This window comes from Streptomyces sp. NPDC002784 (genome assembly GCF_053592135.1).
The window spans coordinates 103,756-116,136 of record NZ_JBSFVD010000004.1; the positions used below are offsets into that span (position 1 = coordinate 103,756).

Below are 12,381 nucleotides of genomic sequence, written 5' to 3' on the forward strand. Positions count from 1 at the left end.
ACCCGTGCGGTGCGCGTGATGCACTAGGGTCGCGCTGGAAACCACGTAAAACACCTGAAACAGTGAAATGGACGGGGTCATGGACAAGTCCGGAGTCGAGTCCGAGCTGGTCGACCTGAGCGGTGTTCCGCTGGACGCCTGGCCCTCCCTCCCCCTTCTCCCGGCCGCCGACGGCTCCTTGCGGCGACTGCTCAGCCGTATCGACGACCCGGCCGGCAGCCTCGGCGGCTACAACCCGCAGCGCGACGAAGCGTGACCGCCCCGCACGTCCTCGCCGCCGGCTCCTTCGACGAACTCCTCGGCGGCGGGGGCGGGCCCGCGGCCGTGGCCGCGCTCCGGGCGAGCGAACGCAGCTGGCGGCTGCTGGTCGTCCGCGCCCTGCTGGACGCCTCCGCCGCACAGCCGCCGACGGATGCCTGGCACCTGCTGATGCGGGCCCGGTCCGCGGACGAGACCGCCTTCGAGGAACTGCTCGCCTATCCGTCCGTCGGCGTGTGGGCGGCGCACACCCTGCGGCGGCTGCGCGGTACGGCGGCCGGGGACAGCCCTCCGGACACCGGCTATCTGCACGCCGTCGCGGCGAGCGCGGCGATCCGGGCCGGGCTGGACTTCCGTACCGTCATCCCCGTCCGGGACGGGTGGGCCGTACTGCCCGCCCTCGGAGCCCTGCGGGTGTCCGGTGCGGACGCGGTGGAAGTGACCGCCGCCGAAGGGCGCGTGCTCGTCGCCGGACGCCCGCTCGACGGACCCGACTGGCACCCCCTGACCCGGCTGAACGCCGACGGATGCGCGCTGCTCCTGGACGACGCCGACCCGTACCGCACCCTGCGCACCCCCGCCCCCACCGAGCCCGTCGCCGCCGAGGTGTGGCAGGAGCTGTTCTCGGCGGCCTGGGAGATCCTGAACGCCCTGGACGCCGAGGAGGCCCGGGCGTTGGGGGACGGCCTGGTGACCCTCGTGCCCCGTCCACGCGCCGAACGCTTCCGCCCGCACAGCGCCTCCTCCGGGGACGCCTTCGGCGCGGCCCTGGCCTCCGTCCCGGACGACGGCGAACAGCTCGCCTCGACGCTGGTGCACGAGTTCCAGCACAACAAACTCAGCGCCTTCATGCACCTGTTCACGCTCTACGACGACCAGGGCGGCGGCCGGCGGCTGTACTACGCGCCGTGGCGGGACGATCCGCGGCCGCTCGGCGGGCTGCTGCAGGGGGTGTACGCCTTCTTCGGGGTCACCGGGTTCTGGCGGCGCCGCGAACACCCGCTCGGGCGCTTCGAGTTCGCGCTGTGGCGGGCCCAGACCGCGCACGCCCTGCGGGGGATCGCCGCCGCGGACGGGCTGACCGAGCTGGGACGGCGGCTGGTGGCCGAGCTGGCGGGGCGGCTCGCGCCCTGGCTGGCCGAGCCGGTGGAGACGCGGGCCCGGGTCGCCGCCGAGCTCGCGGCGGCCGATCACCGGGCCACCTGGCGTGCGTATCACCTGCGCCCCGACCCGCGGGTGGTACGCGCACACGCGGAGGGCCGCCAGCCGGTGCCGGGGGAACCGGAGCTGGTCCCCGGCGCTCCGGCGCGCGGGCTCGACACCCGGGCGGTGCTGCTGCGCTGGCTGCTGGCCGACCCGGACGGCTTCGCGGCCCTGCGCGAGGACCCCGGCGCCACCGTGGAGGGCGCCCGCCCCGAGGACGTCGCCCTGGTCACCGGGGACACGGCGGGCGCGCTGCGGGCCTGCCGGGAGCGCGTCCTGCGCGGCCGGGGCGACCCCGAGACCTGGGTCGGACTCGGGCTCGCGGCCCGGGCGGCCGGGGACCCGGCGGGCGAGGCGCTGCTGGACCGGCCCGAGCTGGTCATGGCGGTCCACGCCGAACTCGGCGGGGATCCGCTGGCGGTGGCCCGGGGCCTGCTCAGCCGCCCAGCGTGAGCAGCGCCTCGTCCGTCAGCCGGTACACCGTCCACTCGTCCTGCGGACGGGCGCCCAGGGACTCGTAGAAGGCGATGGACGGGGTGTTCCAGTCCAGGACGGACCACTCCAGGCGCTGGTAGCCGCGCTCCACGCAGATCCGGGCCAGCTCGGTGAGCAGGGCCTTGCCGTGGCCCGCGCCGCGGGCGGTGGGGCGGACGTAGAGGTCCTCCAGGTAGATGCCGTGGACGCCGCGCCAGGTGGAGAAGTTCAGGAACCACAGGGCGAAGCCGACCGGTTCGCCGGTCGTGTCGTCGGCGGCGATATGGGCGTAGGCGGCGGGGCGTTCGCCGAAGAGGGCCTCGTGGAGCTGCTCCTCGGTCGCGTTGGCCTCGTCCGGGGCCTTCTCGTACTCGGCCAGCTCGCGGACGAGGGAGTGGATGACGGGGATGTCGGCGGGGGTCGCGGTGCGGATCATGCCCGGAGGTTAACCGCTGAGGCCGCGCAGGCGTTCGGCGATTTCCAGCTGCTCGGGCAGCGGCGGCTCGCCCTCCTCGAGCTGCCACACCGCGTTCTGCAGCACCCGGCCCAGCGTCCAGGCGCGCGCCCGGCTCCGGTCCAGGCCCATGACGTCCGTCATCGCGTCGAAGCGCCAGCGGACCTCGCCGGCGTCGAAGCGGTTCCACAGCGCGGGCAGCAGCTCGAAACCGGGGTCGCCCGCGAGGGGTTTGGGGTCGATGGCGAGCCAGGGGGCGCGCTCGGCGGCCAGGACGTTCTCGAAGTGCAGGTCCCAGTGCAGGAGCCGGTCGCCGGGTTCGTCCGCGACCTCCCGCACCGCGGCCGCGCAGTCCCTGAGCAGGGCCGGGTCCGGCAGCGAAGGGAGCACGGCCGTCGCGCGGTCCAGCAGCCTCGGCGCGATGTCGGCGAGGCGGCGCAGCTCCGGCGGGGCGGGGGTGGCGGTCAGGTGGGCGAGCAGCCCGGCGACGACCAGGGTGGCCGCACGGGTGTCGGGGAGGCCGTCCAGGTCCCGGTTCTCGTCGAGCCGTTCGATCAGGAGGGTGCCGTTGTCGGCGTCCAGGAGCCTGGCCGCGCCGTCGCCGTTCCAGGCCCGCAGCGCGACCGGCTCGCCCACGGTCTCGTCGTCGACGTCCTGGAGCTTGAGCACGGCGGGGGTGCCGTCCGCCTGCAGCACGGGGAGGACCAGGGCGCAACGGCCGCTCATCGGGGGGCCGTCCGGGCGCAGCTCCCACTGCTGGAGGAACCGTTCGGCGCGGTCGGCGAGGTCGGCGGTCACGGGGTGACGGTAGCGCCGGGCCCGCGTCGCCCTCCAGGCGTTTTCGACGGAATCCGAAGGAGACAGTGGCTGTCGCCCCGGGTTAACGTCCAGGTCATGAGCAGCTCGGTCAGCGATGTCGTCAACGGCGGCGTCTCCTTCTGGTACGCGGACGACGGCCTCCCTGCGGTGCGGGAGCCGCTGCCCGGGGACGCCTCGGCCGATGTGGTGATCGTCGGCGGCGGGTACACGGGGCTGTGGACCGCGTACTACCTGAAGAAGGCGGCGCCCTTCCTCCGGATCACCGTCCTGGAGCAGAAGTTCTGCGGCTACGGCGCCTCCGGGCGCAACGGCGGCTGGCTGTACAACGGCATCGCGGGCCGCGACCGGTACGCCGCGCTGCACGGGCGGGACGCCGCCGTACGGCTGCAGCGGGCCATGAACGACACCGTCGACGAGGTCGTCGCCGTCGCCGCCGCGGAGGGCATCGACGCCGATGTGCACCAGGGCGGGGTGCTCGAAGTGGCCCGTACGCCCGCCCAGTTGGCGCGGCTGAGGGCCTTCCACGAGGCCGAGCTGGCGTTCGGGGAGAAGGACCGGGAGCTGTACGGCGCCAGGGAGAGCGCCGAGCGGATCCGGGTCGCGGACGCGGTGGGGGCGTCCTGGACCCCGCACGGCGCCCGGGTGCATCCGGTGAAGCTGGTGAAGGGGCTCGCGGCGGCCGTCGAGGCGCTCGGGGTGGTCATCCATGAGCAGACGCCGGTGACGGAGATCCGGTCCAAGCACGCGGTGACGCCGTACGGCACCGTCCGCGCGCCCTACGTCCTGCGCTGCACCGAGGGTTTCACCGCCGCGCTCAAGGGTGAGCGGCGGACCTGGCTGCCGATGAACTCCTCGATGATCGCCACCGAGCCGCTGACCGACGAGCAGTGGGCGTCAGTGGGCTGGGAGGGGCGCGAGACGCTCGGTGACATGGCCCACGCCTACATGTACGCCCAGCGCACGGCCGACGGGCGGATCGCGCTCGGGGGGCGCGGAGTGCCGTACCGCTTCGGCTCGGCCACCGACAACGACGGGCGGACGCAGGGGGCGACGATCGAGGCGCTGCGGGAGATCCTGGTCGGTTTCTTCCCTTCGCTGGCCGGGGTGCGGGTGGAGCATGCCTGGTCGGGGGTGCTGGGGGTGCCCCGGGACTGGTGCGCCACGGTGACGCTGGACCGGTCCACGGGGCTGGGCTGGGCGGGCGGGTACGTCGGGTCGGGGGTGGCTACGGCGAATCTGGCGGCGCGGACACTTCGGGATCTGGTGCAGCAGGACTCGGGGCAAGGGGGGCGTACCGAGCTGACGGATCTGCCGTGGGTGGGGCACAAGGTGCGCAAGTGGGAGCCGGAGCCGTTGCGGTGGCTCGGGGTTCAGGGCATGTACGCGGTGTACCGGGCGGCGGATCGGCGGGAGACGGTTACGCGTCGGGCGGAGCCGTCGAGGCTGGCGCGGGTTGCGGATCGGGTGGCGGGGCGCTGAGCGCTGAGCGCTTGGCTGGGGCGGGGGCGACTACGGGGGTGCCGCGGGGGGTTGGGTGTCGGGTGCGGGTGGGGGGTGGCTGGTCGCGCAGTTCCCCGCGCCCCTGAGGGCACTGGTGGTGCCCTGGGTTCTTTGGGGCCGGGATCTTCTTGCCTCTACGGCTCCAGTACGACCTTTCCCGCCGTTGCCCTTGATTCCAGGGCTCGGTGGGCGGTGGCGGCTTCTGGCAAGGGGAAGCGGTGGACTGCTGGGGTGAGGCGGCCTTCGGCTGCCTCGGTCAGGGCCCGTAGTTCCAGGGTGCGGACCGGGTTGGGGCCGCCCGCCCTGGCCAGCATCACCGGGCCCAGGACCTGTTCGGAGACGCCCTCGACGAGATAGGGCTCGCCGCCCTGGATGCCTTCGCCGGACCAGCCGAAGACGATGTGCTTGCCGCCGGGTCCGAGCAGCGCCACGGCTTCCCGGGCCGCGTCGCCGCCCACCCCGTCGAAGACCACCGTGGCCGCGCGTCCGCCCAGCCAGGCGCGGACCTTCTGCGGCCAGTCGGGGTCCGTGTAGTCGACGGCGAGATCGGCGCCGTTCGCCTGGACGCGGGCCACCTTCTCCGGGCCGCCGGCGAGGCCCACGACGGTGGCGCCGGCGTTCTTGGCGTACTGCACGAGCAGGGTGCCGATGCCGCCGGCCGCCGCCGGGACGACGGCCACGGAGTCCGGTCCCGGCTCGGCGAACTGGAGGATCCCCATCGCCGTACGGCCCGTGCCGATCATCGCGACCGCCTCGGCGAAGTCCAGGTTCTCCGGGATCTCGTGCAGCCGTTCGGCATCGGTGACGGCGAGTTCGGCGTATCCGCCGGGCGCGAAGCCGAGGTGGGCCACCACCCGCCTGCCGAGCCACGGTTCGGCCACGCCGTCCCCGAGGGACTCGACCACGCCCGCGACCTCCCGGCCGGGAATGGTGGGCAGCGGCGTCGGCGTGGGGGCCGGTCCCTGCGCGCCCTCGCGCAGCGCGGTGTCCAGGAGGTGGACCCCGGCCGCGGCGACGGCGATACGGACCTGGCCGGGGCCCGGCCGGGGGTCCTCGACCTGCTCGTAGGTGAGGTTCTCGGCCGGGCCGAAGGCGTGCAGACGGATGGCGTGCATCAGGGGTTCCCCATCACTCGGTCACGTGGTCACTCGGTCACTTTGTGGCTCGTTCGAGTGACCACTCTTCAACCTCAAGCATGCTTGAGGTCAAGGGAGTTCTGTCCGAGAGCCAGCGACACCGCGGTGAGGGCGCTGGTGAAGGACACCTCGGAGAGCACCCCGGGCGCGGCGACCTGGTCGCCCGCGAGGTAGACGCCGTCGCCCCGGTCGATGGCGGGGCGGTCCCGCCAACTGGTGCCGGGCAGGTCCACGGCTCCGGTACGGCCGTGCGCGAGCGCCTCCCGGCGCCAGGTGACACGGTCCCGCCAGCCGTCGAAGGCGAGGTCCAGCAGGTGCTCGGCCCGGGCGATCCCGGCGGCCTTCGACTCCTTCGGGCCGAGCGGGATCTGCCCCTGGATCAGCTGCTCGCCGGCCGGGGCGAGGGTGCGGTCCTGCGCGGTGAACCGCTCGATCCACCCCGGGCGGTCCAGGTCGGACACGACGAAGGCGTCCCCGCGCCGGGTGCGTACCGCCAGGTCGATCAGTGCGGTCCGGCCGCTGGGCCAGGTCAGGGTGTCGTCCTTCAGCAGCCGCCGGGCGGAGTCCAGGGAGGTGGCGACGATGACCGGGGTGTCGGTCGGGAGGGCGTCGACGCGGGACAGGGTCTCGATCCGGACCCCGAGGTTCCAGGCGTGGTCGGCCATCCGCCCGACGACACTGCCCCAGCCGCCGCGCGGGTAGTGCGCCTCCGGGGGGAGCTTGGTGGCGCGGCGCAGCCGCTCCTGCACGAAGGCGGCGGACAGCGCGCCGGGGTCGTGGTGGAAGAGGGCCACGGCCGAATAGTGGGCGGCGGCGCGGGCGCCCTCTTCACCGGCGATCTCGGTCGCCCAGGTCAGGAAGTCCACGTCGACGGGTGCCTGGGGCAGCCCGCGGCGCAGCAGCTTGAGCATGCCGAAGGGCGGGGTGCGGCGCAGCGCGCCCTTGTGGAGCAGCCGTAGCCGGGCGGCCTCCAGGGGCGGGACGGGGGCGAGCGCCCCGATCAGGTCGCGCTGCTTGAGCCAGGCCCAGTGCGGGCCGCCGTTGTAGAGGGCGTGCGGTCCCTCGTTGGTCCGGTACGGGCCCTCGGCGGTCCGCGCCCGTCCGCCCAGCGTGTGGTGGGCCTCGTACACGGTGACCTGGGCGCCCGCTTCGGCGGCGGTGATGGCCGCGGCGAGTCCGGCGAAGCCGCCGCCGATGACGGTGATGCGGTGCATGGGGGTCTCCCTCTGCTCGGGTGGCCTGCTGCTTCGGGGCCTGGTGCTGGGTGGCCTTTCTGCCAGTACGACGCAGCGGGCGCCCCGAAGTGTGACATCGGCGGGGTTTGCGCAGGTCAGCGCTGTTGTCAGTGGTGGGGTGCAGGATGGGGTGCATGGCGACTACGGGTGGTGGCGGTACGAGGGTGAAGGCGGCCCGGCGCCCCGAGGTGCGGCTGCCGGCGCTGGAGCCGCACACCGGGGGCGGGCTGGAGCCGGACGGGGACTATGACGGGCTCGAGTTCCGGGAGGCGGATCTCGCCGGGCAGGACGGGGGCGGCGCCCGCTTCCTGGACTGCGCGCTCGGGGCGTGCGTGCTGGACGGGACGAGACTGGCCCGGGCGCGCTTCCTGGACTCGGTGCTCACCGCTCCGCGCGGGGTCGGCACGGATCTCTCCGAGGCGACCTTGCGGGACGTGGAGGTGCACGATGCCCGCCTCGGCGGGGTCCAGTTGCACGGCGCGGTCCTGGAGCGCGTCGTGATCCGCGGGGGGAAGGTCGACTATCTGAACCTGCGCGGGAGCCGCCTCAGAGACGTCGTCTTCGAGAACTGCGTCCTGGTGGAGCCGGACTTCGGCGGCGCCAGGCTGGAGCGGGTCGCGTTCCCCGGCTGCGTGCTGAAGGGCGCGGACCTCGCCGGGGCGACCCTGACGGACGTGGACCTCAGGGACGCGGCCGCGCTGGAGGTCGCGCGCGGGGTGGAGCGCCTGTCGGGGGCGGTGATCAGCACGGGGCAACTGCTGGACCTGGCACCGGTGCTGGCGGGGGCACTGGGGATCCGGGTGGAGGACTGAGCGGGGGCTGGGGGGGCAGGGGGACAGGGGGGAGGGCTCGCGGGGTGGGGGAGCGCCGGGGCTGAGGGGCGGGACATGTGGGGGGAGGCGCTGGTGCTGGGCTGAGGGGCACGGTTTGCGGGGGAGGCGCTGGGACTGAGGGGCAGGCCGCAGGCGGCGGGCGCGGGCGGCACACGGGTCAGGGCTGGGCGGGCGCGGGCGGCGCGAGAGCCAGGGCTCGTGGGGAGGCGCCGGGGCTGAGGGGCACCGCTTGCGGGGGGAGTGCCGGGGCTGAGGGTCAAGCCGTGCGGGGGAAGCGGGCCTGGAGGGTCCAGATCGCCGGGTTCTCCGCCAGGTCCTCGTGCAGGTCGCACAGGTCGGCGATGAGGTCGTGCAGGAAGTCACGGGCCTCACGGCGCAGCTCGCTGTGGGAGAAGGTCAGCGGGGCCTCCTCCGCCGGCATCCAGTCCGCCTCCACGTCCACCCAGCCGAAGCGGCGCTCGAAGAGCATCCGGTCGGTGGACTCGGTGAAGTCCAGCTCCGCCCGCTGCGGGCGGGAGGCCCGGGAGCCCGCCGGGTCCCGGTCGATCCGCTCCACGATGTCGCACAGCGCCCACGCGAAGTCCAGCACCGGCACCCATCCCCAGGCTGTGGACAACTCCCGGTCCGCCTTGGTGTCCGCGAGGTAGACGTCACCGCAGAACAGGTCGTGCCGCAGCGCGTGGACGTCCGCGCGGCGGTAGTCCGTCTGCGGGGGGTCCGGGAAGCGGTTGGAGAGGGCGTAGCCGATGTCGAGCACCAGGTGATGGTGTCATGGCCTCGTAGGATCGCGATCGTGTCCCGGTCCGTGCGCCTCGCCCCCGCCCTGGTCGTGCTGGCGCTGACGGCGTGCGGCGGCGGCCCCGGCACCTCCGGCGCCCCCGGTGTCGGCGACCCGTACTTCCCGAAGGCGGGCAACGGCGGCTACGACGTCGGCCACTACGCCCTCGATCTCGCCTACGACCCCGCCGCCCGCCGGCTCACCGGCACGGCCACGATCACCGCCCGCGCCACCCAGGACCTCTCCGCCTTCGACCTGGACCTGCTGGGCCTGACGGTCGACGCCGTCACCGTCCAGGGCGAGGCCGCCCGCTGGAGCCGCGGCGGCCAGGAGCTCACCGTCCGCCCGCCCCGCGCCCTCGACGGGGGCGACGCCTTCGAGGTGCGGGTCCGCTACTCCGGCACCCCCCGGACCATCACCGACCCGGACGGCTCCCGGGAGGGCTGGCTGCGCACCGAGGACGGCGCCCTCGCGCTCGGTGAGCCGACGGGCTCGATGGCGTGGTTCCCCGGCAACCACCACCCCTCGGACAAGGCGACCTACACCATCGAGGTCACCGTGCCCCGGGGCCTGCGAGCCGTCTCCAACGGGGAGTTGACCGGCGAGCGGACCTCCCGGAGCGGTACGACCTTCAGCTGGCGCGTCGCCGAGCCGATGGCCAGCTATGTCGCGACGGTCGCCATCGGCGGGTACGAGATCCGGCGGTCCACGGCCGGGGGCGTCCCCGTGTACACGGCCGTGCACCCGCGGGAGGAGAACACCGACGAGCTTCCCGAGGTCATGGCGTGGGCACGGGACACCTTCGGGCCGTACCCCTTCTCCTCCACCGGCGTGATCATCGCCCGCGCCGGGGACTCCGAGTACGCCCTGGAGACCCAGAACCGGCCCGTCTTCCCCGGCACCCCCGACACCGGGCTGCTGGTCCATGAGATCGCCCACCAGTGGTTCGGCAACTCCGTCACGCCCGAGTCCTGGCAGGACATGTGGCTCAACGAGGGGTTCGCGACCTACGCCGAGTGGCTCTGGCGGGAGGACCACGGCGGCGACAGCGCGCAGCAGACCTTCGAGGCGCTGTACGGCAGTGACGACGCCGACCTCTGGGCCTTCCCGCCCGCCGAGCCGGCCAACGCCGGGCACATCTCGGACCGGCCGGTCTACGACCGGGGTGCGATGGTCCTGCACAAGATCCGGCAACGGGTGGGCGACGACGCCTTCCACGACCTCGTCCGGGGGTGGGCGGCGGCCCGGCGCCACGGGAACGCGAGCACCGGTGACTTCACCCGGTACGTCGAACGCCGGGCGCCGGACGAGGACTTCAGCGGGATCTGGACGGACTGGCTGTACGGGGAGGGGAAACCGGACCGCCCCTGACGGCCTGAACTTCCCCTCGCTGCCCTGCCCGTCACACCGGCGTCTCCCACTCCGTCAGCAGCCGGGCCAGGTCGGGCGGCCAGAGGGGATCGGGTGCCGCGGCCAGTTCCGCGCGCGTCCACCAGCGCCAGGCGAGGATGCCGTCCTCGGCGTGCGCGGCGGCGAGATGCGGGCCGGAGGGTTCGCGGCGCGGGCCCCGGGTGACGTAGATGTGCTCGTGCTGGTGGACCGGCCCCACGGCGTGGGTGAAGTCGTGCTCCCAGGTGCACAGCAGCGGCCCCGGCTCCAGATCCGTCCAGCCGGTCTCCTCGCCCAGTTCCCGCAGGGCGCCCTCGCGCGGGCCCTCGCCGGGTTCCAGCCCGCCGCCGGGCGGCGCCCAGTGCACGCCGACCTCGATGTTGTCGTACCGGAAGAGGAACACCGCCCCCTCCGGGTCCAGCACGGCGACGCGGGCGGCGCGGCGGAGGGTGCGCAGCGGCTTGCGCAGCACCGCGCACGGGCGGCCCAGCCGGCGGTCCTCACGGTGGCCGACGGTCTCGTACCCGAGGGCGGTCCAGAAGGCCAGGGCCGCGGGGTTGCCGGCGAGGACGGCGAGGCGCACGGCGGTGCGGCCGGCCGTGCGGAAGCGGTCCTCGACGCTCTGCGCGATGCGCCGCCCGTGTCCCTGACCGTGCGCGCTCGCGTCCACCATCAGCAGACCGATCCAGGGGTCAGGGTCGGCCGGATCGGGGTGCCGGGCGAGGGTGATCACGATTCCGACGAGCCGCCCCTCGCTGCGGGCGAGCAGCACCTCGGCGCCGGGGTGCGCCAACTCCTCGGCCAGCGCCGCCGCCACCTGCTCGGGCCGGATGTCGTCCGGATCCGGGAAGTCGCCGCTGAGGGCGTGGAAGTCGCGGTTGGAGGCGTAGAGCGCGGCGAGTTCGGTGAGCAGCGGGCCCGGGATGTCATGGCCGGGGGAGACGGGCAGGCGTTCGAGAAGCATGCCGAGGACGCTACTGCTCCAACGACCGAACCCCCGGCCGGAGCCGGGGGTTCGGGTGGATCGGTGCGAACGGTCAGACGTTGACGCCGAAGTCCTGGGCGATGCCGACCAGGCCCGAGGCGTAGCCCTGGCCGACCGCGCGGAACTTCCACTCCGCGCCGTTGCGGTACAGCTCGCCGAAGACCATGGCGGTCTCCGTCGCCGCGTCCTCGGACAGGTCGTAGCGCGCGATCTCGGCGCCGCCGGCCTGGTTGAGGATGCGGATGTAGGCGTTGCGGACCTGGCCGAAGTTCTGCGAGCGGTTCTCGGCGTCGTAGATCGAGACCGGGAAGACGATCTTTTCGATGTCGGCCGGGAGGCCCGCCAGGTTGACGTTGATCGCCTCGTCGTCGCCCTCGCCCTCACCCGTGCGGTTGTCGCCGGTGTGGACGATGGTCTGGTCCGGGGTCTGCTTGTTGTTGAAGAACACGAAGTGGGCGTCGGAGTAGACCTTGCCCTGCGTGTTGACCGCGATCGCGGAGGCGTCGAGGTCGAAGTCCGTGCCGGTGGTGGTGCGGACGTCCCAGCCGAGGCCCACGGTGACGGCGGTCAGGCCCGGAGCCTCCTTGGTGAGCGAGACGTTGCCACCCTTGGACAGGCTTACAGCCATTGTTGGGAGTCCCTTCCCTCGTTTTGCGTACGAGCACGAAGCTACAGCTACCCCTATGAACGTCGAGAGGGGTACGCGAGGTTCCCCGTCGCTTTACTTTCTTTACTCGCCCTTTCGGAGGTCCCCGGGATATTCGCGTGACGTGGACCGGACAGACGCGCGACGATGGACGGCATGTCCGGTCCTTACGTCGTTCGCGGCTCCGTCTCGCTCCCCGAGGCCGAGCTCCTGTGGCGTTTCTCGCGCTCCTCGGGGCCCGGCGGACAGCACGTCAACACCAGCGACTCCCAGGTGGAGCTCCGCTTCGACCTCGCGCGCACCGAGGCGCTGCCCGAGGTGTGGAAGCAGCGTGCGCTGGAACGGCTGGCCGGGCGCCTGGTCGACGGCGTCGTCACGGTCCGCTCCTCCGAGCACCGCTCCCAGTGGCGCAACCGCGAGACCGCGGCGGTGCGCCTCGCGGCGCTGCTGGCGGAGGCCACGGCGCCGCCGCCGAAGCCGCGCAGGGCCACCCGCATCCCCCGGGGCATCAACGAACGGCGGCTGCGGGAGAAGAAGCAGCGCTCGGACACCAAGCGGGGCCGCTCGGGCCGTGGCTGGGGATAGTGACCGGCGGCAGCCGTCTGTCTCGGTACCCCGTCACCTCACCCCGTCACATCGCCTTCGTCCCCTCCGTCATGTCAGTGACCGCA

General features: G+C 73.6%; 13 protein-coding genes. 6 read left to right on the forward strand and 7 right to left on the reverse strand.

Features of this window, described 5'->3' with window-relative positions:
• Window positions 1–79: 79 nt before the first annotated feature.
• Both ACWD1Z_RS10420 and ACWD1Z_RS10425 read left to right on the forward strand, forming a co-directional pair.
• A complete protein-coding gene (locus tag ACWD1Z_RS10420) occupies window positions 80–256 on the forward strand; it encodes a hypothetical protein (protein WP_250071863.1) in 177 nt (58 codons plus the stop codon).
• Complete coding sequence (locus tag ACWD1Z_RS10425; RefSeq protein ID WP_451117325.1) at window positions 253–1,914, forward strand: HEXXH motif domain-containing protein; 1,662 nt, start codon at window positions 253–255, stop codon at window positions 1,912–1,914. The genes ACWD1Z_RS10420 and ACWD1Z_RS10425 overlap by 4 nt, the downstream gene beginning before the upstream one ends.
• Here the strand turns inward: ACWD1Z_RS10425 and ACWD1Z_RS10430 are convergent.
• Window positions 1,898–2,371, reverse strand: a complete 474-nt coding sequence (locus ACWD1Z_RS10430) for an N-acetyltransferase family protein (protein WP_451117326.1) — start codon at window positions 2,369–2,371, stop codon at window positions 1,898–1,900. The two genes, ACWD1Z_RS10425 and ACWD1Z_RS10430, sit on opposite strands and share 17 nt — an antisense overlap.
• A gap of 9 nt (window positions 2,372–2,380) precedes the next feature.
• Complete coding sequence (locus tag ACWD1Z_RS10435) at window positions 2,381–3,187, reverse strand: aminoglycoside phosphotransferase family protein (RefSeq protein WP_451117328.1); 807 nt, start codon at window positions 3,185–3,187, stop codon at window positions 2,381–2,383.
• 96 nt (window positions 3,188–3,283) lie between these two features.
• On the opposite strand from ACWD1Z_RS10435, the gene ACWD1Z_RS10440 reads away from it, so the two are divergent.
• Complete coding sequence (locus tag ACWD1Z_RS10440; RefSeq protein WP_451117330.1) at window positions 3,284–4,687, forward strand: NAD(P)/FAD-dependent oxidoreductase; 1,404 nt, start codon at window positions 3,284–3,286, stop codon at window positions 4,685–4,687.
• Window positions 4,688–4,842: 155 nt separating this feature from the next.
• On the opposite strand, the gene ACWD1Z_RS10445 is transcribed toward ACWD1Z_RS10440, so the two are convergent.
• Window positions 4,843–5,823, reverse strand: coding sequence for a zinc-binding dehydrogenase (locus tag ACWD1Z_RS10445; RefSeq protein WP_451117332.1), 981 nt, complete (start codon window positions 5,821–5,823; stop codon window positions 4,843–4,845).
• Between the two features lie 74 nt (window positions 5,824–5,897).
• The gene (locus ACWD1Z_RS10450) at window positions 5,898–7,058 is read right to left on the reverse strand and encodes an NAD(P)-binding protein (protein ID WP_451117334.1); all 1,161 of its coding nucleotides are present in this window, start codon (window positions 7,056–7,058) and stop codon (window positions 5,898–5,900) included.
• Window positions 7,059–7,213: 155 nt separating this feature from the next.
• On the opposite strand from ACWD1Z_RS10450, the gene ACWD1Z_RS10455 reads away from it, so the two are divergent.
• A complete protein-coding gene (locus tag ACWD1Z_RS10455) occupies window positions 7,214–7,891 on the forward strand; it encodes a pentapeptide repeat-containing protein (protein WP_451117335.1) in 678 nt (225 codons plus the stop codon).
• 277 nt (window positions 7,892–8,168) lie between these two features.
• On the opposite strand, the gene ACWD1Z_RS10460 is transcribed toward ACWD1Z_RS10455, so the two are convergent.
• Window positions 8,169–8,669 carry a hypothetical protein gene (locus ACWD1Z_RS10460; protein WP_451117337.1) on the reverse strand — a complete coding sequence of 167 codons (501 nt, stop codon included), beginning with the start codon at window positions 8,667–8,669 and terminating at the stop codon, window positions 8,169–8,171.
• A 36-nt stretch (window positions 8,670–8,705) separates the two neighbouring features.
• Between ACWD1Z_RS10460 and ACWD1Z_RS10465 the strand changes: the two genes are divergently transcribed.
• On the forward strand, window positions 8,706–10,061 hold the full coding sequence (locus tag ACWD1Z_RS10465; protein ID WP_451117339.1) for a M1 family metallopeptidase: 1,356 nt from the start codon (window positions 8,706–8,708) through the stop codon (window positions 10,059–10,061).
• 31 nt (window positions 10,062–10,092) lie between these two features.
• Here the strand turns inward: ACWD1Z_RS10465 and ACWD1Z_RS10470 are convergent, their stop codons facing one another.
• Both ACWD1Z_RS10470 and ACWD1Z_RS10475 read right to left on the reverse strand, forming a co-directional pair.
• Window positions 10,093–11,043 (reverse strand): GNAT family N-acetyltransferase, encoded by a 951-nt coding sequence (locus tag ACWD1Z_RS10470; protein ID WP_451117341.1) that lies wholly within the window; start codon window positions 11,041–11,043, stop codon window positions 10,093–10,095.
• 73 nt (window positions 11,044–11,116) lie between these two features.
• Window positions 11,117–11,692 (reverse strand): TerD family protein, encoded by a 576-nt coding sequence (locus tag ACWD1Z_RS10475; protein WP_451117342.1) that lies wholly within the window; start codon window positions 11,690–11,692, stop codon window positions 11,117–11,119.
• Between the two features lie 165 nt (window positions 11,693–11,857).
• Between ACWD1Z_RS10475 and arfB the strand changes: the two genes are divergently transcribed.
• Window positions 11,858–12,295, forward strand: coding sequence for an alternative ribosome rescue aminoacyl-tRNA hydrolase ArfB (arfB, locus tag ACWD1Z_RS10480; protein ID WP_451117344.1), 438 nt, complete (start codon window positions 11,858–11,860; stop codon window positions 12,293–12,295).
• Window positions 12,296–12,381: the final 86 nt, after the last annotated feature.